This is a genomic window from Haloarcula sp. Atlit-7R (genome assembly GCF_003666065.1).
GTDB lineage: Archaea > Halobacteriota > Halobacteria > Halobacteriales > Haloarculaceae > Haloarcula > Haloarcula taiwanensis.
The window spans coordinates 1-17,480 of record NZ_QXIK01000011.1 but is presented as its reverse complement, the minus strand read 5'-3'; the positions used below and the strand labels follow the sequence as shown (position 1 = coordinate 17,480).

Genomic DNA, 17,480 nt, shown 5'->3' with positions numbered 1-17,480 from the left:
TCACTCCCCTCGCAACCGCTCGACGACACGCTGTCCGAATACCTCTTCCACTGCTCCGTACCCGACGTAGAGGATGGCCGCCTCCAGGAGTACCGCGCCGATGAGCATCGCCGCGTCGATGCCGCCTGCGCCCATCGATGTGAAGGCCGCGAGGTCTACCATGGAAGTTCGCCTCCGAAGTTGTGCTGTCGTGCATATATCATACTTTTCTACTCGACCTATCCTAGACGAAGGGTACTGATAACGGTTTTGGGACTGGTGGACAATATTATTGACAAGTATCACACCGCTATCCCACGGGGATATCTGTATACGTTATGTGGATATTGACCACGTCCGACCAATTTTCGAAAACCGATATTTTGCCCGTAATAAAGTTGCGCGCGCTACTCTGTCGTGTTAGCTGACGTGCAGACCAGTGCGGCGTAGTTCCCGAAACCGACCGGGCGACAGGTGAGATTATAGCTCTGCTTCCCAACGCACGCCCCCATTGTATTGTACAATCAAAACAATATTAACAGTCGGTCGCGTACCGTCAGGTATGAGAGCCATCTATGCGACAGACCTCTCGGCGGCGAGTGAAGCGGCGATACAGAACGAGACGTGTCTTGAGTGTCTCGGCCGGATCGGTGTCGATACGATCCACCTCGTCACGGTCATCCCGTCAAACGTGCACGCGGGGATGCCGGGAATGAATTTCAGCAAGCGGCGCGAACAGGGACTTACGCGGTACCAGAACGTGATGGAAGACGCTGGGTTCGAGACCGAGACCCACGTCGTGCGTGGGACACCCCATCGCCGTATCAATGGTATCGCAGAGGCAGAGAAAGCCGACATGACTATAATCGGGTCCAGAGGGCAGAGTCCACTGGACAACCGCGTCATCGGCTCCACGGCCCGGAACCTCGCGCGAACCACGGTGGTGCCGCTGCTGGTCAACCGCATCGAACGCAGTACCGACGAGCCGGACGTACTCAGGGAGCACCTGTTCCAGCGGGTGCTCTATGCAACTGACTTCTCCGAGAACGCGGCGCGTGCCTTCGACGCGTTTCAGTATCTCCGCCACGCGACCCAGGAAGCGACGCTCGTCCACGTTGAATCACCGAAAGATGCGCCAACCGAGGAGGATCCGTCCGACCGCCTCGGCTCACTCGCGGACACACTGGCGCAGTGGGACATCGAAACGACCGTCGAGATCCGCCGTGGCGACCCCGCTGAGGCGATTCTCGATGTCGAAGCGTCCGTGACGCCAACGACGACGCTCGTCGGCTCTCGTGGCCGGAGCCGGATGCGTCGGCTCTTGCTCGGGAGCGTCTCCGAAGATATCGTCGCGCGGGCGAACGGAAACGTCTACCTCGTCCCGCCCCCGCGAACCGCCTGAAACCGGCGTTCAAAACGCATTCATTGCGGTCATAGACCCGAAGCCGACGGCCAGCGCAAGCGTGAACGACCCAGCCCACGCACCTACGGTGACCAGAATTTTTCGTGGGTCAACCGCCTCGCTGCCCCCGACCGCGGCACCGCTCCCGATGATAGCGCTGACGATAATCTCGTTGAACGATACCGGCACACCGAGGAAGACAGCGAGCTGGGCAATGAGAAACGAGGGGACGAGCGCGGCGATAGAGCGCCGCGGCCCCAGCGAGGAGTAGTCTTGCGCGAGCGATTTTATCATCCGTGGCGCGCCGGTCCACGACCCGACCAGAATTCCGAGGCCGCCCCCCAGCAGGACGGCCGCTGGCGAGAGTATACCGACATCGTCCAGCAGTGGGAGCAACGGGCCGACCGCCAGGCCGACCTGACTCCCCCCGGCTGAAAAGGCGACCAGTGACCCGAGCGCCAGCAGGACGCGTCTGAGTCCGCCCGCCTCGTCGTGGCGGATGTCTCGGTACACCGCGGCCCACACCACGGCGGCAACAGTGCCGGAGAGGGCGACTGTTGCCACGACGCCGTCGATGTCGAGCAGTCGCGGGCCGAGGCTCGTCAGCGAGCCGGGACCGCCGTCGGGCCCGAGAAACGCGAACTCGACGTTGGCCAGTACGACGCCGACCAGCGCCGCGAGCGTTGGAATCGTGGCCGCCTCCGGGACATCAGGCCGCGGCAGCACACTCGCGATGGCGTAGGCGAACCCGCCGCCGACAACCGGTGTCAGGACCCAGACGGCACCGATTTGCTGGTACTTCCCCCAGACGGGGGTGCCACCGAGAGCCATCCCGACACCGATGATTGCGCCGGTCACAGTAAACGCCGTTGCAATGGGGTAGCCGGTGTAGATGCCGACGGCCATCAGCCCAGCGCCGGCCAGCAGCGCAACGATGACTCCCGTAGCGGGGAGGGTGACGCCGCCGACGAGGCCGCGTCCGACCGCTTCAGAGACGTTCGCCCCTTGTGTCACCGCACCCGCGAGCCCGAAGATGCCGACGACAAACGCCGCCCGCATCGTCGAGATGGCGTTGGCACCGACAGCGGGCGCGAAGGGTGTTGCGCCGCTGGAGCCGGCTCCGATGACCCACGACATGAACAGGCTCGCGAGACCGGCAATCAAGAAGAGCGCGAGAAGCTGGAGTTCCATTCTAAAACCCTAGGTGAAAGTCAGTCCGCTCCCGTGGGGGACGGGTCGACGCCATCGGTCGCCCGGCTTCGCCACCAGCCCTGCAGGTACGCACCGATAAACATCCCCGCGAGCGCCCACAGGATGGTCACGTTGCCGATGCCGAGGCTGGCGTATGCGGCACCCGGACAGATTCCGGAGAGCCCCCAGCCGACGCCGAATATTGCGCCACCGATAAGCACGTTCCGGTCGAAAGACTTCAGCCGCCGTTCGAACGGGTCGCCGGTCAGCGGTGCCCGGTCCAGCACGCGCGGCATGACGAAGAACACGATTCCCGTCACGGCCGCGCCACCGAACATCACGAACAACAGACCGAAGTCCTCGAACTGGAGGAAGTTCAGCACAACCTCGGGGCGGGCCATGTGGCTGTAGCCGAGGCCGAAGCCGAAGATGAGCCCGCCGACCAGCACGAGCGGGATGAAAAACGGGTGTCGGTCCGTCGATGTCGCCATTACGGCGTCACCCCCAGCGCGGCGACCACCTGTGCAGTCAGTATCGCGACCAGCAGGAAGGCGAGGACGCCCGCCAGTGACGTTTTCGAGGCCGACCCCACGCCACAGACGCCGTGGCCCGAGGTGCAGCCTTTTCCGACGCGGGTTCCGACACCGACGAAGAGCCCACCAAGCAACAGCCGCCACCAGGCGACATCTGTCGTCCACGCGCCGCCCTGATAGACGACCGCGTACACGGCCGCGCCGAGGATGATGCCGAGCGTGAACACGAGTCGCCAGTCCCGAGAGGCGACGTACTGCTGGAAGCGCGACTGACTGGAGACGTACGACAGCGTCGATTCGAGGAACGTGCTTGCGCCGGCGCTGATGCCGGTGCCCACGTAAATAACCGCCGCGCCGAGACCAACGAAGAGGCCGCCGATGGCGTACCGGCTGATACCGTTGGGGAACAGCTCGGCGGCCAGTTGCAGCGGGACAGGATCAGCTACCATCGACGGTTAGTCACCCGCGAGCGATTCCTGGCTCGCCGCGCAGTTGTTCGGTCCGAGTTCCAGCGTGAACGCCTCCTCGTCGTCGACGGTGTTCTGCCCGAGGTTTGTTGCGATGATGTCCTCGTAGTTCGCCGGTCGCGGTGGCATGTCGGCCAGAATCGTCTCGACGAAGTCGTCCTCGTCCATACTGAGTGCGTCCATCTCTTCGACGAGCTGGCCGATGGGTGCGGTGTAGGAGCCGTCGGAGGCCGGCTCGGCCGCGTCGCTGAAGTGCGCGCCACCGATGAGCGTATCATCAGGCAGTGTCAGCACGCGCTCCTGCAGTGACTCATAGAGCATTCGGGCCGCGTCGGGCGCACCCTCGTCGCCCTCTTCGAGGTCCGGCCGGGCGACACTCTCGATGAAGAGCCCGTCACCGGTGGCGAGCAGGCTCTCGTCGATGAGATACGAAGTCATCCCGGTCGTGTGGCCGGGCGTCGCGACAGTCTCGATGGTGACGTTGCCGACCTCGAAGGTGTCGCCGTCCTCGGCAGTCGTCAGGTCGTCGGCGTAGGTGACCCCGCGGTCCACAGCAGCTGCGGGGATGACGCCCTCGACGCCCGCCGCATCGAGGCCGCGGACCCCCGAAATGTGGTCCGCGTGGATGTGCGTGTCAAGCGCGTATTTCAGGTCGACGCCCAGCTCGTCAGCATCGTCGAAGTATCGGTCGGCAAAGGCGCGCAACGGGTCGATGATAGCGGCTTCGTCGTCGTCGTAGACCAGATAGCCGAGACAGCCAGAGGACGGGCGCTGGTACTGCAACAGTGTGCCAGCCCCGTCGTAGTCGGTGACTTCGACGGTCTCGTAGATGCGCGCCCAGCCGTTCATTCCGTCTTCGAGGTGGTGCACGTCGTAGCCGCGTTCCGCAAGCGTGCCAGCGACGTACTCGCTGGCACCCCCTTTGGCACAGAGAACCGTGACCTCGCGGTCGTCCGGAACGTCCGCAATGATGTCCGCATCCAGCTCGTCTTCCAGGAAATGGAAGTACGGGACGTTGATGGATTCGACGTTCTCCCCGTCGATGTGCCACTCCTCGTAGTCCCCAGACATACGCGCGTCGAGGATTGTGACCGACTCTCCGTCGTCGATGCGCGATTTCAGCGTCTCAGGCGTGACCGATTCGACGTCTGCGTCCGGCGTCGGGAAGTCTTCAGCGTTCATGTAGTACACTCATTGCTACAGGGTTGAGGCATAAAAGGGTTTGTATAGGAATTCCTAATTCGCACAATACTAATGAAGCAATGACTCGGATATGTATAGAAAATAGTGGTCTGGAGTCGCACAGATTGATTTTCGCATCGTTCGGCCAATACTTGTCGTGCCAGAATTGTGCAATAATCGAAAACACTTTAACTGTCGAACTGATATTGTGCAGTAGCTCCAATACAGTAGATGGAGTCCTTCCAACAATGAGTGAAGCATTCGATATCGCGGAGACGCTCGACGTGAAAGGTGCATCGTGCCCAATGCCGGTCGTCAAGACGAAACAGGCGATAGACGACCTTGCAGAGGGCTCAGTACTGGAGGTCATCGCGACCGACAGCGGCAGTATGAGTGACATCAAAGGATGGGCCGACGGAACGAACGGCGTGGCGCTGCTCGAACAGGTCGACGAGGGCGACGTGTACAAACACTACGTCGAGAAGACGGCCTAAAATGAGCACGGACACACCATCGGCGGGTGACGACGATTCGATGACCGAGGCGGAGCTACAGGCTCGCATCGAAGAACTCGAAGAGACCGTCGCCGACCTGGAAGCCGACGACGAGCAAAAGAAGATGACCATCATCGCGACGCAGGGGACCTTCGATATGGCGTATCCGCCCCTTATCCTTGCCAGCACCGCGGCCGCGTTCGGCTGGGACGTCGTCGTGTTCCACACGTTCTGGGGACTGGATATCCTCCACGAGGAGAAATCCGGGGACCTCCAGCTGTCGGCTGTCGGTAACCCGAACATGCCGATGCCGAACGCGCTCGCAGCGTTGCCTGGCATGGACCACATGGCGACGCGGATGATGGAAAAGCGCATCGACGACAACGGGACGGCGACGATCGACGAACTCATCGAGCTGTCGCTGGACCAGGGCGTCGAACTGCAGGCGTGTCAGATGACTATCGAGCTGATGGACTACGACGAGGACGACTTCCACGATGACGTCACTGTCGGCGTCGGCGCGGCCACCGCGCTCCAGCACATGGCCGAGTCCGACATCCAACTGCTCGTCTGAGCGACGAAAGCCACTGAGCGGCTTCTGACGGACCCTACTCATGAACCAGACACTCGCAATCGTCGATGCATCAGTCGGTGAGACACCCGCAAAACGAAACCTGACCCGGTCGCTCAACGCCGACACGGCGGTGTACAAAATCAGCGATGGTCATCTCCCACCGGTGCCCGCGGGCGGCGACTGGCGGTACGACGGCGTAGTCATCAGCGGGTCACAGACATCGGTGTACGACGACCACGGCTGGATTCACGACCTCACGTCGTGGGTCCGGGCTGTACACCGCGCGGACGTCCCGGCTCTGGGGATCTGCTGGGGCCACCAGTTCCTCGCTCAGTCTCTCGGCGGGCGCGTGGTCGACATGGGCGAACACGAACTCGGTTACCGAACAGTCAATCGTCGAGGCGAGGACCCGTTGTTTGCAGACATGTCGTCGTCGTTCACCGCGTTCCAGACACACTCCGACCGGGTCGCCGAACTGCCTGCGGGCGCGGTGGAACTGGCACGAAACGAGTACGGCATACAGGCGTTTCGACTCGGCACGCGCTACGGCGTCCAGTTCCACCCCGAGTACGACCGCGAGACGGCCGAGTGGGTCATCGGCAACAAGGACCTCACCGACGACCGGCGAGCGGCAGTTACGTCAACGATTACCGATGAGTCGGTCGCGGCCGCTCAGGAGGCGACGACGGTGTTCGAGAACTTCCTCGGACTGGTCGCCACCCATCAGCGGCGGTCGGGTCGGTTCGACTGACTCGGTACGTCAGAATTCCGCCGTCAGTGCCGTCGCGTCGCCGATCTTCTTATAGTCGACGTAATCGGCCCCACGAAAATCCTCAAGCAGGTCCATCGCTGCCCGAGCGCCCTCTCCGACTGACGTGGAAATTTGTTGCTGACCACCGGTCACGTCGCTGGCCGCGTATACTCGGTCGGCTGCCGTCGACTGGTCGGGTGCGGTCTCGAGTTCCCCGCCCTCGACCGGGCTACCGAGTGCCTCCGCGATGTCGGTGCCACCAGCGGTGCCCAGGGCGACGAACAGACCATCAACAGCGATTCGTCCGCCCGCTTTAGTGCGGATGGCTTCCAGTCCATCCCCGCCGACTAGCCTGTCGAGTGCTGGCATGGTCTGTTGTCGTGTGCCAACCACAGATATATGCTGGTTTCGCGTGTCGGCTGTGACATGACAGAGACACAGTCGCAGTCGACCGGTGGACGAGTCGCCTCGCTGGCCACGCTCGAGCGAGCAGTCGTCGTTCTCGTAGTCATTACTGCTATAACGCATATCTACCCCGGCATCGTGGAGGGTGCACCGCCGCTCGTGCTCGCTGGCTTGGGCTTTCTCGGCGGCGCAGCGTTATACGTCCGCGGCATCCGCAGGCGCACGCTTGCCATCGCGGCGATACCGTACACTGCCGTCCAGATCCCGCTGTGGCTGGTAATAAAAGCGGGCAACTACACGCTTGTCGGCTACGTTGACAAGGCGGTTCAGGTGGTACTAGTTGTGGCGCTGCTAGTCCTCGTCCTCACTCGATACCGCGACTGACAGCCTCCCCCAGTGGTCGAGGCTTCTCTCCGAATCTTCGGTAAACCGGTGTGTCACCGCCAGACGTGGGTGCGCATGAGCGAACGGTATTTTCTCACAGTCTTGGAATCGACGCACATTATTAAATGCATAGCTAGCCTACGTCCAGACGAGAAAGCATGACCACCAATCAAAGTCACACTGAGTCTGACACGACTGTCGACGCTCGGGGCGCGACCTGTCCGGGTCCGCTGATGGACCTCATTTCGGAGGTTCGGGCCGTCGACACCGGTTCCGTTATCGCCCTGTTGAGCGACGCCGAGAAGTCGCCGACGGAGGTGCAGGAGTGGGCCGACGAGTCCGGCAACGAAGTCCTCGCGATTGTCGATGAGGACGACCACTACAGGATTCACGTGAAGAAACTATGACTGAACACATCGCAATCGTCGGTGGCGGCACCGGTGGCACCGTACTGGCGAACACCCTCGCGGAGAAACTCGACGCAGAGCTAGCCGCCGGCGAGGTCGAAATCACGCTGTTCAACGACAGTGAAGACCACGTCTACAAACCGGTGTGGCTCTACGTCGCGTTCGGACAGCGCGAACCCGCGGACGGCCGGCGGCCTCTTCGAGAGGTCGTCGACGACCGCGTTACCATCCGGCAGGACTACGTCGTCGATGTGGACTACGAGCGAAAAGAACTCGAACTTGTTGACGCCATCGACCCCGCGCCGTACGACAAACTCGTCGTCGCGACGGGGGCACAGCTCGAACCGGAGCGGGTTCCGGGCCTCGCTGAAGCCGGGCACCACTTCTACGGGGAGGAGGGTGCGCAAGCTCTCCGTGACGAACTCTTGGAAATGGACGGCGGCCACATCGTCCTGAGCGTTGTCGGGACGCCACATATGTGTCCGGCCGCGCCGCTTGAGTTCACGTTCATGGTCGACGACTGGCTCCGAGAACGCGGCCGTCGAGAGGCGTTCAATATCACGTACACCTACCCCATCATGCGGGTCCACGGGAACGAACACATCGCGGAATGGGCCGACCCGCGCCTCCGGGAGCGTGACATCGGCATCGAGACGATGTTCAACGCCGAGGCGGTCGACCCCGAGGCACAGACGATCACGTCGATGGAAGGGACAGAGCTGGACTATGACCTCCTCGTCGCTATCCCGCCACACACCGGTAGCGATTTCGTTGAGTCGGCTGGGCTCGGCGAGGGAGGGTGGGTGGATGTCGACAAGCACACGCTCGAGGCGACCGGCTTCGACGACGTGTACGCAATCGGCGATGCCGCCCAGACCGGGGTCCCAAAGGCTGGGAGCGCGGCGCACTATCAGGCTAATGTCGTCGCTCAACGGCTTGCAAGCGATCTTCGAGGCCAGCCAGCGACGGCGGTCTATGGCGGTAAGACCATCTGCTTCATCGAGACCGGGATGGACGACGCCACGTTCGTCGAGTTCGACTACGAACGCCCGCCGGAACCGAGTGAGCCGACCCGGGCCATGCACTGGTCGAAGCTTGCCTACAACGAGTCGTACTGGCTCACAGCGCGGGGGCTGCTCTGAGGTGACCACTTATGAGTGAACAACAACCATCAGCCGACGACTTGACCGAGGAACTGACCACCGCCATCGAGGAGAACCCTGAGGCGTTCGCCACGTTCGTCCGCAACCTGGATACTGTCAACGAAATGGTCGAAGTAGCCGAACTCGGGACTGCTGCGATGGACGACGAGATGATCACATCCCTCGCCGGGACCGGGGCCTCGCTTGGTGAACTTGCGGATACGGCCGCCAGCGACGACACACGGGGCGCGCTACAGACCGTCCTCGGCGCACTCGGCGACGCGAACTCCAGCGGACCAGTTGACCTGCACGACGTCTGGGATGGGATTCGAAGCGGCGAGTTTCTCACCGGCGTCCGATACTTGCTCGCGGTCGTTCGGTCTCTCGGACGCGCCGTGCAAAACCAGTGAAAGCGGATTTTTTGTCGTCACGCGCGCGAACAAGCGGAAACCGGCTCCCATCTACCTTCTGAAGAATCAGTTGTCGGCTGCTGTGAAACCGGTAGGTCCAGACTGTTCACCGTGTGTCGACAGAACAGGTGTCGATACCCAAGAGTCCGTACAGCCCGCAAAAGCCGGTGACCCCAGTGGCGAGCAGCAACACCGAGGCAAACCCGAGCACAGGCGCGAGCATCGCCGGCAGCGGAACGGCGCTGGCGAGGATACCGAGCGATAGCAACCCCGCGAGGGCACCGATGAGAATTCTGGCAGTCTTTTCTGTCGAACCGACGTTGCGCTCCATGCTATACACTATGTCCTCCGAGGATAATAGCGTTTCGATTGTGCAATATAAACAATAGCATCCCCCGAACTCACGGGTACCAGCGTTCACCAGCCATACTGTCTCACCCGCCGAACCGATTTCGGTCTCTTGCTGGTGATTGCGGCGTGGACCTATCAGCCCACGCGATGTGGTTCCACTGCGATATCGAACGCGGATAACACGGCCGAAGAATCAGGCGTAGCTCTCGATGAGCGAGCGGAGCCGTGGCTCCTGTTGCATTCCCACCATGCGCTCGACCGGCTCCCCATCGGTGAACAGCAACAGCATTGGCACGCTACGGACGCCGTATTTTGCTGCTAACTGCTGGTTTGCGTCGATATCGACTTTCGCCACGGTCGCGACAGTGTCAGCGGCGATGCGTCCAACGACGGGTTCGAGTTGCTTGCACGGTCCACACCAGTCAGCGTAGAAGTCTACGAGGACGACCCCATCACTGACGGTGTCCTGTAGTTCTCCTGCGCCGTGGACGTGGACGGGGTCGGCCGGCGACTCGTTGTTCCGGTTCTCAGCGGCGGTCCCTCGCTCTCCGTTTCGGAGTTCTTCGAGCTTCTTCTGTCGAATTTCTGCTAGCTCGTCGGCCATCACAGTCCAGTATGTGTTCGGTGCGTTTATTTGTTTTGCAGTTTTCATACAATACTATGTCCTGTGGCGGGCGGCCCGCCCCCTCCAAGCCGGTCACGACACACTTGCTTATCAGGACAGCGTCTTGCTGAGGAGTCATGTCTCTGGGCGCTGCCCTGAATCCCACGCCGCCCATGGCCCCGAGCGTCGTGCCAGCGTCATCAAGACCGCACTGCTCAGATCGCGGTGGCCCTCATTTCCCGGTTCCCTCTGTCGCTCAGTCCACAACGAGACGAAGCAGTCTGTAACTCGACCCGTGTTCAGACCGGGAACGGCGGTGCCGCGGGATTCAGCGCGCCGTCAGCCACCATCGAGTAGATAGGGAATCCGTAAGCGATGACAACGAGCACGACAGCGATGACGAACCAGAGCTTGACGTTGTCGAGGACCCGCGGACTGTCGGACGGCCCGGAGATAGGTTCGGGGAGGTGGCTGTCGACGCGCAACCGACCGCGACCCCGCTCAGCCAGCCAGGTCCCGACCATCACGAGGACGAACATGAGCGCCCCGAGCGTCAGTAGCGTCCCGCCAATAGCAATCTGGAGACGCATCTCCGCCATTGACCCCAGTACCGGCGCAAAGTCGAACTGCTGGTACTGGGGTTCTGCGGTCCGCCGGGGGACACCGGCGAGTCCCGCGCGGTGCATCGCGTTCGACATCAGCCCCATCCCGATGAACCAGATGTAGGGCTGGACCTGCGCGATGCCGTAGAACTGGAGCCGTTTCCCGGTAATCTGCGGGTAGAGCCAGTAGCTTATCGCCATCATCGTCAGAGCGCTGGCCGTCCCGACGGTGAGGTGGAAGTGGCCGGGAACCCACAGTGTGTTGTGGATGAGGGAGTTGATGTTCATTCCGGCGTTGATAATGCCGGAAAAGCCGCCGGCGGCGAACATCATGCCTGCGAGCGCACAGCCGGCAAAGGCCGGCTTCCCCCACGGAAGCGCCCTCAGCCAGCCCAGATAGCCGGTCCCGCCACGCTGGCGAGCGCCGTACTCCATGCTCGCGACGACGGTGAACGCGGTGAGGAAGCTCGGCAGCAACAGGAACATCGTGTTGGTCATGGCGATAAATTTGAATCCTTCCGGCACGCCGGGGTCAGCATACTGGTGGTGGAAGCCGACCGGCGTCGAGAGGATAAGAAAGAGGATGAACACGACGCGTGCGAGCGGGTCACTGAACAGCCGTCCGCCGGAGAGCTTCGGGAGGACGGTGTACCACGCGAAGTACGCCGGCATCAGCCAGAAGTAGACGACAGGGTGGCCGAAAAACCAGAACAGCGTCCGGGTCAACAGCGGGTCCACGCTCTCAATGAGGCCAAGTGAGAGCGGGAGGAGGAAGAACAACACTTCGACGGCGACGCCGAGCGTGGCGATGTACCACATCAGCATCGTCGTCAGTATCATGAACATCTGGAGCGGAATACGCTCCCCGGGGTTGTCCTGCCGCCAGTGGTAGTAGGCACGTATCCAGTCGGCTCCAGCAAGCCACGTCCCAACGAGCCAGGCCGCCAACCCAGCATAAAACAGCGGATGGGCTTGCAGCGGCGCGTAGAACGTGTACAGTACGTCCGCAGAAAACGGGATTTGGCCGACCAGCCCGCCGAAGATGGCTGTTGCTGTCATCACCGCACCGGAGAACATGAGCAGGAACCACGCCAGAGAAAACCGCGGCGAGGGGAGCTCCCTGCCGAGGCTTCGGCTCGTGCCCCACGTGAAGATGCCTGTCAGGAAGAAGATGGTGAAAAACAGCGCGAGCAAGACGCCGTGGCCTGTCAACACGGAGTAGTAATCGGCAGAACTGATCACGCCCCGGAAGACATTTGTTCGGTGGAGAGCCTGGACGATACCTAGGAGCGCACCGATTGTCAGTGCGGTAAACGAAACCCCCATCGAGAGACGAGTGATGCGCGCAGCGCTGGGGAACTTGTCGACAAAGGCGAGGCGGTCCGACAGTTGTGCCGTGTCGCTTTCGTAGGCTTGTGGCTGTCCTGACTTGTGTGGGTGTGCCATCTCAGTTCACCTCGGTCTGAGTAAACTGCGCGGCCGGAACGACGTGCAACGAGCCTTCCATCGTGTGATGGCCGCTCCCGCAGTACTCGTTGCAGACGAGTCCGTACTCGTCCGGTTCATCGAATTCGACAGTGACCGTCGCTACCTGTCCAGGGACGGCCATCGTGTTGATGTTCGTGCCGACGACCTCGAAGCCGTGGATCACGTCCGTGCTTGTCACGTGGAACGTGACGGTGCTGTTAGCCGGGACACGGACTGGCTCGCTTGTCCCGGGGACGAACAGGAACTGCTTCGCTTCGATATACACGTCGTAGTGGCCCGGTTCACTGCCGTTGTACACACCTGGCTCTCGGAAGTTCTCGCTGGCCGTCGCATCTGTGGGGTCGACCTGGCCGCCAGTGTCATCGACCATCCCGTAGCCAGCGCCGACAGCGCCGTATGTCACAGTGCCAATGAACAGGACAATCATCGCGAGCGCGGCCACCAGCCACAGCCGTTCGAATCTGTGGACGTGCATTTTATCCCACCACCGACGGCCCGTTCCCGAGAAATTCGACGAAGTACATGAACAGCCACATCAGCGAGATGACCACGAAGTACAGCACGAGCAGTAGTCCGGTCCCGACCGGGTCGAACGCGTCGTGGTCGACCGACTCCGTCTCGCGTTGTGGGACTTCGGACTCGAACATCTGTCCACTATGTGGAGTGGCGACTCGTTCAGTGGTGGTCGTCGCGGGAGAAAACGACGGCTCCGGTCTATCTCGCCAACTCAGTAGATATACCGCACCGATACTGAGTCCAGTAAGCCCCAGTGCCACTACCGTGACGACGAGCCCGGACCCGCTACCTCCGCTCGCGGTGCCAGCGCCTGCTTCCTGTGCACTTGCAGCGCCGACGGACACGAGTGCAGCCACTGACGACGCCGCTCGGAAGACCACTCTACGGATGCGTCGACAGCTATGCAGTCGGTCGCGGCCGGCTTGCGGCCTCACGGTGCCTGATCGGTCCTCTGTAGTACCCATACTGTTTCGTCTTCTGCGACCCGATGGAATTGTAACCTCCCTTGTCGCAGGACAAGTCCGCAACACCTGACGGCTCCCCTCGACGCTGGGCTATCGTCGGAACGACGGTGCTAGTGCACTGATCGCGGCGATCAACTCCTTCGGCGGGTTAGCCCAGTGGCTGGTAGATGGGAACCGATGGATGTGGAACCGTCGGACCGAAAATCATCAGTCCATGCGACAGCGGAAGATACCCCAGAACGAGGAACACTACTCCGAGCGCGCGATGCAGTCGGGACTGAAACCGCGGTGAAACCGAGTTGAACGCGACACCGTACCCGAACACTGCAGGGACGGTTCCGAGTCCAAGCACGGACAGTGCAAGCGCGCCATAGGCCGGTGACCCGATAGCGAATGCGTACAGAAACGCCGGATAAAGGAGCGGGCACGGGAGAATACCGTGCACCGCACCTAGCGCGATGATACGCGGACCGTCGACCCACTGGTCGACGTGCTTGTGTAATCGCGTGCTAAAACGCCACAGCAGTGACCCAGACCCGACCCTGGCAACAGCGCCCGTCGCCGTCCCTGTCCGGAGGTACAGCCCCCCGGTCAGCATTATGAATCCCCCAACAACGATTCCGGCGACTGCCCGAAAACTATCTGCCAGCGCAACGACGGCTGCCGTGTCATAGACGATGGTTCCGAGCAGCCCCATGAGCGCGCCGAGAACCGCGTAGCTCACCGTTCGTCCGAAGTTGAACAGGAGGTGCTGGCGGATTTCTGCCCAAGCGACAGGGCTGTCGTCACCTAACTGGTCGGCGTACAGGGTAACGAGCGGTCCACACATCCCCAGGCAGTGTGCACCGCCGAGGAGCCCAATCAGGGCGAAGACTACAAGGCCGACATCGCCACTCACCACCCCTGTACCGTGGCCACCGGACATCATCGCCGTCGGCTCACCGCACGCTTGATAGTGGTGATATCATCCGCGCCGAACATGACCCGAACGGCGACGACGATGAGGGCCGTATTGATGACTGCCAGGAACGCAACTGGTTCGAGTGCGACTACGAACGCGACTACGAACGGAATTGCGAGCAGCCCCATGAGGGGCAACCGCGAGACAGGTATCGAAAGCATACCAGGCAGTCCCACCTTCCGTGAGTTAGTCTTCCGTTTGGCCTGTGACAACTCCGGGTAGCAACAGGGGGTAAAGCGCACTCTCGCTACGTCCGGTCAGTTGTCACGGGAACAGCAACGAGGTTCCCCCACTCAGTCCACGCCCCGTCGTAGTTTCTGGCCGAGGAATAACCGAGAAGTTCAGACAGCACAAACCACGTTAACGACGATCGTTCGCCGATCCGGCAGTAGACAATTATGTCGCGGTCGCTGTCGATATCATACTCGCAGTAGAGCCGACGGAGTGCTTCGAGAGATTTGAATCGACCGTCAGAGCGGAGATTCTCGGACCAGACGATGTTCACTGCGCCGGGAATATGCCCGCCTCGCTGCGCGGATTCCGTCATCCCCGGCGGTGCGAGGATAGTCCCGTCGTACTCTTCGGGAAGCCGGACATCGACAAGCGCGGTCGGCTTGGACAGTGCTCGGTGCACGTCGTGTCGATACGCTCTCACATGCTCGTACGGGCCACCCGGCCGATACGACCGTGGCGTGTACGACGGGACGCTCTCGCTCGTCGGTCGCCCCGACTCAAGCCAGTGTCTCCGGCCCCCATCGAGGAGATAGATGTCTTCGTGGCCGTAGTAGGTGAGCATCCAGTACAGGTGCGCCGCAAACCAGTTCGAGCTGTCTCCGTAGAGAACAAGCGTCGATTGGTCCGTGATGCCACGTGTGCCAAGGAGGTCTGCGAGCGCCGCTTTCGATGGGATATCGCGTCGCGTTTCGTGCTGGAGGTGTCGTCGCCAGTCGATCGAAACCGCACCGGGGATGTGCGCTTCAGCATAGAAATCGGTGTTAAGATCGACTTCGACGAGTCGCAGGTCCGGCGAATCAGACGCGACAGTCTCGAGCCGATGCTCAAGCCATTCTGGCGTGACCAGCGCGTTCTTGATCCGCTGTGGCTGATTCCGGTGGGCACTCATTGTCCAGTTCGGTCGGTCGTAGTGCTGTCGTGTCTGCTGATACTTAAAATAAATACATAGTTCTACGTTCGCCGACTGACAACTGTGTGAAAATTCCAGTGGCCGGCGAGACGGTTTCAGACCGGAACCGACAGATACCGCTACCAAGCTGCGGCGAACGTTAGCAGATCGATACCGATTATAAAGAGGATTATCAACAGCGCTATTGCAATAACGACTTTGACGAACCACGGGAGGGAGTCATCAGCGGCAGTGTTGCTCATATAGCTATGTTATGTGCTTGAACGCCTGTATCTTGTCTTGTCCTGCGACAAGCGCGCGAGGGGATGCTGTCAGCAGAGACGCGATCTGGTTGCCGCTCAAAAAACGAACAACCAGAACCGAAATTGACTGTACTGTCCACACGCAAAACAGAACAGATGCGGGAGTTTGTCTTCGAGATCCGGTACAACGACGGCGTCGACGAGCTAATGGATCTGTTCATCGAGACACCGGAAGCCCGTTCGACGACGTTCCTCTGTTCGATGGGGAACGCGCAACTCTGGCGGCTGGACCGAATAACGGGCCCCACTTCTGTCGTGGAAGACGCGACGGCGCTGTTGACGGGGTCGGCGTACAATCAACTGAGTATCAGTGACCGCCCCTGCGGCGGCCGCCACTACAGTGACGTGCTCGAAAACGGCTCCCAGCGCAGTCTCGTCTACAGCTACTTCGAGGATCTCGTCCACTGCGACTCGGTGCCAACGATCACGAACCGGTATATCAACGGCGCACTCCTCTTCGAGATAACCCGGCAGGAGAACACCGAGCGCTGGCGCATCCTCATGGAGGACGATAAGAAAGTCGGGATGCTGTACGATACACTGGGGGGCGTCCTTCAGGACGGACTCTCTTTTCACTTCGACCACGTAGGCGACGCGGCCGGCCCGTTGCTTACCCTGTTTGACTCAGTTTCTGTTCGGCCGGAACAGAGCCGGGTGCTCGAACTGGCTGCCGAGAAGGGCTATTACGAGACGCCACGCGAGACGACCCTCGACGATATCGCAGCGGAACTCGACTGGCCGCGTTCGACGGTCTCGTACAGGCTGCGTCAGGCCGAGGCGGCACTCGTCGAAGCGTACATGTCGACGATGTGACGGCATGAATTATACACTGATACCGTTGCTATTCTAGGTTGGTTCTGATGTGCTACCATCACCCGCGGTTCATTGGGTCTTCTACGCTGGCAACCATGTGACACTTCGTCCGCTCGAACCCGTGCTTCTCGTAGAAAGCGTTGGCTCGGTCGTTGTCGACATGCTGATCGAGACTGATCTCCTCACACCCGGCTTCGTGAGCCCAGTCACTGATACGGTCGAACAGGCCGTCTGCCAGTCTCGTTCCGCGATACTGTTCGCCAACGTAAATGTCACAGACGAATAGTCGGACGGGGTTTCGTTGTTAATGACTGGCTGAAGCGCAGCGTGATACTTCTGGAGTTCTTCGTCACGTCCAACAAGCTCCTCAGGAGTCCACTCTTCGAGTAGCGCCTCGCGTTTTCGAATATCGTGGATGTCGGCGAGAACGTGATATCGCTCATTTGTATGTAGTTGCAACACGGACTCTCTTCACCTTTGGTTCCGCTGCTTCCGCTGTTCGGCTGGGTATATAAATGACTGACCCCGTCGCTTCCGCTGTTAGAGGGAAGAGTGAATCGCTACCCTCTACACCCCCACCCCACCACTTCCGCTGTTAGGAGGATAGCGGAGTAGTGCACTCCTTGCGAAACGGGACCGGATAACTGTGAGTGAGTACACAGCGAGAGGGGAGCGGTGGATTGATACACCCACCCCACTGCTTCCGCTGTTAGTTCGACAAAAACGGGAGAGGGATGATACACCACATATTTCTCCAGAGTGTATGACCGAATCACCGTTTTGCGGTCATCCGTTCTAGTTTAGTGGAGAATTCTGTCGCTGTCTGCTGATTAGATATCGTCGCAACTACCCGGTTGAGGAACCCGGTGGGAAGTGTGTACTCTCCACCGGACTCGGTAGTTGTTGACCGAATT

Annotated in this window: 25 protein-coding genes and 1 pseudogene; 9 read left to right on the top strand and 17 right to left on the bottom strand. The window is 60.8% G+C overall.

All coding sequences use genetic code 11. The features are described 5' to 3' along the window. Positions 1-162 carry a hypothetical protein gene (locus D3D01_RS24195; protein WP_170084266.1) on the bottom strand — a complete coding sequence of 54 codons (162 nt, stop codon included), beginning with the start codon at positions 160-162 and terminating at the stop codon, positions 1-3. Positions 163-541: 379 nt separating this feature from the next. Between D3D01_RS24195 and D3D01_RS17490 the strand changes: the two genes are divergently transcribed. Then, positions 542-1,381 carry a universal stress protein gene (locus D3D01_RS17490; protein WP_121513128.1) on the top strand — a complete coding sequence of 280 codons (840 nt, stop codon included), beginning with the start codon at positions 542-544 and terminating at the stop codon, positions 1,379-1,381. Positions 1,382-1,390: 9 nt separating this feature from the next. Here D3D01_RS17490 and D3D01_RS17485 read toward each other — a convergent pair whose 3' ends face one another. The 4 genes from D3D01_RS17485 to D3D01_RS17470 are packed head-to-tail and all read right to left on the bottom strand — an operon-like array spanning position 1,391 to position 4,754. Next, a complete protein-coding gene (locus D3D01_RS17485; RefSeq protein WP_121513127.1) occupies positions 1,391-2,572 on the bottom strand; it encodes an inorganic phosphate transporter in 1,182 nt (393 codons plus the stop codon). 20 nt (positions 2,573-2,592) lie between these two features. Continuing rightward, positions 2,593-3,063 (bottom strand): YeeE/YedE family protein, encoded by a 471-nt coding sequence (locus D3D01_RS17480; protein WP_121513126.1) that lies wholly within the window; start codon positions 3,061-3,063, stop codon positions 2,593-2,595. Then, positions 3,063-3,554 carry a YeeE/YedE family protein gene (locus D3D01_RS17475; RefSeq protein WP_101351549.1) on the bottom strand — a complete coding sequence of 164 codons (492 nt, stop codon included), beginning with the start codon at positions 3,552-3,554 and terminating at the stop codon, positions 3,063-3,065. Before D3D01_RS17475 ends, D3D01_RS17480 begins: the two co-directional genes overlap by 1 nt. A gap of 6 nt (positions 3,555-3,560) precedes the next feature. Beyond that, entirely contained in the window at positions 3,561-4,754 is a 1,194-nt protein-coding gene (locus D3D01_RS17470) for an MBL fold metallo-hydrolase (RefSeq protein ID WP_121513125.1), read from the bottom strand. Positions 4,755-5,002: 248 nt separating this feature from the next. Here D3D01_RS17470 and D3D01_RS17465 point away from each other — a divergent pair, with 248 nt between their 5' ends. From D3D01_RS17465 to D3D01_RS17455, 3 genes are read left to right on the top strand one after another with little or no spacing between them, the layout of a single operon-like run. Further along, positions 5,003-5,248 carry a sulfurtransferase TusA family protein gene (locus tag D3D01_RS17465; RefSeq protein WP_101351547.1) on the top strand — a complete coding sequence of 82 codons (246 nt, stop codon included), beginning with the start codon at positions 5,003-5,005 and terminating at the stop codon, positions 5,246-5,248. 1 nt (position 5,249) lies between these two features. Next, complete coding sequence (locus tag D3D01_RS17460) at positions 5,250-5,822, top strand: DsrE/DsrF/DrsH-like family protein (RefSeq protein WP_121513124.1); 573 nt, start codon at positions 5,250-5,252, stop codon at positions 5,820-5,822. 40 nt (positions 5,823-5,862) lie between these two features. Continuing rightward, a complete protein-coding gene (locus tag D3D01_RS17455) occupies positions 5,863-6,573 on the top strand; it encodes a type 1 glutamine amidotransferase (RefSeq protein ID WP_121513123.1) in 711 nt (236 codons plus the stop codon). Between the two features lie 9 nt (positions 6,574-6,582). Here D3D01_RS17455 and D3D01_RS17450 read toward each other — a convergent pair whose 3' ends face one another. Beyond that, entirely contained in the window at positions 6,583-6,942 is a 360-nt protein-coding gene (locus D3D01_RS17450; protein WP_199725424.1) for an FAD-dependent oxidoreductase, read from the bottom strand. A gap of 57 nt (positions 6,943-6,999) precedes the next feature. Here D3D01_RS17450 and D3D01_RS24190 point away from each other — a divergent pair, with 57 nt between their 5' ends. The 4 genes from D3D01_RS24190 to D3D01_RS17430 all read left to right on the top strand — a co-directional run bounded on the left by D3D01_RS24190 (position 7,000) and on the right by D3D01_RS17430 (position 9,321). Next, entirely contained in the window at positions 7,000-7,362 is a 363-nt protein-coding gene (locus tag D3D01_RS24190; RefSeq protein ID WP_199722349.1) for a hypothetical protein, read from the top strand. A 158-nt stretch (positions 7,363-7,520) separates the two neighbouring features. Further along, a complete protein-coding gene (locus D3D01_RS17440) occupies positions 7,521-7,769 on the top strand; it encodes a sulfurtransferase TusA family protein (protein WP_121513121.1) in 249 nt (82 codons plus the stop codon). After that, positions 7,766-8,911: an NAD(P)/FAD-dependent oxidoreductase gene (locus D3D01_RS17435; protein WP_101351543.1), complete on the top strand. Its 1,146-nt coding sequence runs from the start codon at positions 7,766-7,768 to the stop codon at positions 8,909-8,911. Before D3D01_RS17440 ends, D3D01_RS17435 begins: the two co-directional genes overlap by 4 nt. An 11-nt stretch (positions 8,912-8,922) precedes the next feature. Continuing rightward, positions 8,923-9,321, top strand: a complete 399-nt coding sequence (locus tag D3D01_RS17430) for a hypothetical protein (protein WP_121513120.1) — start codon at positions 8,923-8,925, stop codon at positions 9,319-9,321. Positions 9,322-9,427: 106 nt separating this feature from the next. On the opposite strand, the gene D3D01_RS17425 is transcribed toward D3D01_RS17430, so the two are convergent. The 9 genes from D3D01_RS17425 to D3D01_RS24860 form a co-directional block, all read right to left on the bottom strand. After that, complete coding sequence (locus D3D01_RS17425) at positions 9,428-9,652, bottom strand: DUF2892 domain-containing protein (RefSeq protein WP_121513119.1); 225 nt, start codon at positions 9,650-9,652, stop codon at positions 9,428-9,430. Between the two features lie 213 nt (positions 9,653-9,865). Then, the gene (gene trxA / locus D3D01_RS17420) at positions 9,866-10,276 is read right to left on the bottom strand and encodes a thioredoxin (RefSeq protein ID WP_121513118.1); all 411 of its coding nucleotides are present in this window, start codon (positions 10,274-10,276) and stop codon (positions 9,866-9,868) included. A 299-nt stretch (positions 10,277-10,575) separates the two neighbouring features. Continuing rightward, positions 10,576-12,204, bottom strand: a complete 1,629-nt coding sequence (locus tag D3D01_RS17415) for a b(o/a)3-type cytochrome-c oxidase subunit 1 (RefSeq protein WP_233563476.1) — start codon at positions 12,202-12,204, stop codon at positions 10,576-10,578. Positions 12,205-12,325: 121 nt separating this feature from the next. Next, on the bottom strand, positions 12,326-12,841 hold the full coding sequence (locus D3D01_RS17410) for a cytochrome c oxidase subunit II (RefSeq protein ID WP_101351538.1): 516 nt from the start codon (positions 12,839-12,841) through the stop codon (positions 12,326-12,328). Between the two features lies 1 nt (position 12,842). Next, on the bottom strand, positions 12,843-13,238 hold the full coding sequence (locus D3D01_RS17405; protein ID WP_101351920.1) for a halocyanin: 396 nt from the start codon (positions 13,236-13,238) through the stop codon (positions 12,843-12,845). A 256-nt stretch (positions 13,239-13,494) separates the two neighbouring features. After that, complete coding sequence (locus D3D01_RS17400; RefSeq protein WP_121513116.1) at positions 13,495-14,274, bottom strand: sulfite exporter TauE/SafE family protein; 780 nt, start codon at positions 14,272-14,274, stop codon at positions 13,495-13,497. Further along, a complete protein-coding gene (locus D3D01_RS17395) occupies positions 14,271-14,468 on the bottom strand; it encodes a hypothetical protein (protein ID WP_121513115.1) in 198 nt (65 codons plus the stop codon). Before D3D01_RS17395 ends, D3D01_RS17400 begins: the two co-directional genes overlap by 4 nt. Positions 14,469-14,554: 86 nt before the next feature. Beyond that, positions 14,555-15,430 carry a sulfurtransferase gene (locus D3D01_RS17390; RefSeq protein ID WP_121513114.1) on the bottom strand — a complete coding sequence of 292 codons (876 nt, stop codon included), beginning with the start codon at positions 15,428-15,430 and terminating at the stop codon, positions 14,555-14,557. A 140-nt stretch (positions 15,431-15,570) separates the two neighbouring features. After that, entirely contained in the window at positions 15,571-15,693 is a 123-nt protein-coding gene (locus tag D3D01_RS24860; RefSeq protein ID WP_255410218.1) for a hypothetical protein, read from the bottom strand. A 156-nt stretch (positions 15,694-15,849) separates the two neighbouring features. Here D3D01_RS24860 and D3D01_RS17385 point away from each other — a divergent pair, with 156 nt between their 5' ends. Beyond that, positions 15,850-16,566, top strand: a complete 717-nt coding sequence (locus D3D01_RS17385; RefSeq protein ID WP_121513113.1) for a helix-turn-helix domain-containing protein — start codon at positions 15,850-15,852, stop codon at positions 16,564-16,566. 58 nt (positions 16,567-16,624) lie between these two features. Here the strand turns inward: D3D01_RS17385 and D3D01_RS17380 are convergent, their stop codons facing one another. Both D3D01_RS17380 and D3D01_RS25060 read right to left on the bottom strand, forming a co-directional pair. Next, the gene (locus D3D01_RS17380; RefSeq protein ID WP_233563474.1) at positions 16,625-16,804 is read right to left on the bottom strand and encodes an N-acetyltransferase; all 180 of its coding nucleotides are present in this window, start codon (positions 16,802-16,804) and stop codon (positions 16,625-16,627) included. Between the two features lie 47 nt (positions 16,805-16,851). Next, a pseudogene (locus D3D01_RS25060) lies at positions 16,852-17,009 on the bottom strand (cell division control protein Cdc6); the annotation flags it as partial. Positions 17,010-17,480: the final 471 nt, after the last annotated feature.

Excerpts from the sequence above, each read along its gene's own strand:
- D3D01_RS24195 (WP_170084266.1), bottom strand. The coding sequence starts at position 162 with ATGGTAGACCTCGCGGCCTTCACATCGATGGGCGCAGGCGGCATCGAC.
- D3D01_RS17490 (WP_121513128.1), top strand. The coding sequence starts at position 542 with ATGAGAGCCATCTATGCGACAGACCTCTCGGCGGCGAGTGAAGCGGCG.
- D3D01_RS17485 (WP_121513127.1), bottom strand. The coding sequence starts at position 2,572 with ATGGAACTCCAGCTTCTCGCGCTCTTCTTGATTGCCGGTCTCGCGAGC.
- D3D01_RS17480 (WP_121513126.1), bottom strand. The coding sequence starts at position 3,063 with ATGGCGACATCGACGGACCGACACCCGTTTTTCATCCCGCTCGTGCTG.
- D3D01_RS17475 (WP_101351549.1), bottom strand. The coding sequence starts at position 3,554 with ATGGTAGCTGATCCTGTCCCGCTGCAACTGGCCGCCGAGCTGTTCCCC.
- D3D01_RS17470 (WP_121513125.1), bottom strand. The coding sequence starts at position 4,754 with ATGAACGCTGAAGACTTCCCGACGCCGGACGCAGACGTCGAATCGGTC.
- D3D01_RS17465 (WP_101351547.1), top strand. The coding sequence starts at position 5,003 with ATGAGTGAAGCATTCGATATCGCGGAGACGCTCGACGTGAAAGGTGCA.
- D3D01_RS17460 (WP_121513124.1), top strand. The coding sequence starts at position 5,250 with ATGAGCACGGACACACCATCGGCGGGTGACGACGATTCGATGACCGAG.
- D3D01_RS17455 (WP_121513123.1), top strand. The coding sequence starts at position 5,863 with ATGAACCAGACACTCGCAATCGTCGATGCATCAGTCGGTGAGACACCC.
- D3D01_RS17450 (WP_199725424.1), bottom strand. The coding sequence starts at position 6,942 with ATGCCAGCACTCGACAGGCTAGTCGGCGGGGATGGACTGGAAGCCATC.
- D3D01_RS24190 (WP_199722349.1), top strand. The coding sequence starts at position 7,000 with ATGACAGAGACACAGTCGCAGTCGACCGGTGGACGAGTCGCCTCGCTG.
- D3D01_RS17440 (WP_121513121.1), top strand. The coding sequence starts at position 7,521 with ATGACCACCAATCAAAGTCACACTGAGTCTGACACGACTGTCGACGCT.
- D3D01_RS17435 (WP_101351543.1), top strand. The coding sequence starts at position 7,766 with ATGACTGAACACATCGCAATCGTCGGTGGCGGCACCGGTGGCACCGTA.
- D3D01_RS17430 (WP_121513120.1), top strand. The coding sequence starts at position 8,923 with ATGAGTGAACAACAACCATCAGCCGACGACTTGACCGAGGAACTGACC.
- D3D01_RS17425 (WP_121513119.1), bottom strand. The coding sequence starts at position 9,652 with ATGGAGCGCAACGTCGGTTCGACAGAAAAGACTGCCAGAATTCTCATC.
- trxA (WP_121513118.1), bottom strand. The coding sequence starts at position 10,276 with ATGGCCGACGAGCTAGCAGAAATTCGACAGAAGAAGCTCGAAGAACTC.
- D3D01_RS17415 (WP_233563476.1), bottom strand. The coding sequence starts at position 12,204 with ATGGGGGTTTCGTTTACCGCACTGACAATCGGTGCGCTCCTAGGTATC.
- D3D01_RS17410 (WP_101351538.1), bottom strand. The coding sequence starts at position 12,841 with ATGCACGTCCACAGATTCGAACGGCTGTGGCTGGTGGCCGCGCTCGCG.
- D3D01_RS17400 (WP_121513116.1), bottom strand. The coding sequence starts at position 14,274 with ATGATGTCCGGTGGCCACGGTACAGGGGTGGTGAGTGGCGATGTCGGC.
- D3D01_RS17395 (WP_121513115.1), bottom strand. The coding sequence starts at position 14,468 with ATGCTTTCGATACCTGTCTCGCGGTTGCCCCTCATGGGGCTGCTCGCA.
- D3D01_RS17390 (WP_121513114.1), bottom strand. The coding sequence starts at position 15,430 with ATGAGTGCCCACCGGAATCAGCCACAGCGGATCAAGAACGCGCTGGTC.
- D3D01_RS24860 (WP_255410218.1), bottom strand. The coding sequence starts at position 15,693 with ATGAGCAACACTGCCGCTGATGACTCCCTCCCGTGGTTCGTCAAAGTC.
- D3D01_RS17385 (WP_121513113.1), top strand. The coding sequence starts at position 15,850 with ATGCGGGAGTTTGTCTTCGAGATCCGGTACAACGACGGCGTCGACGAG.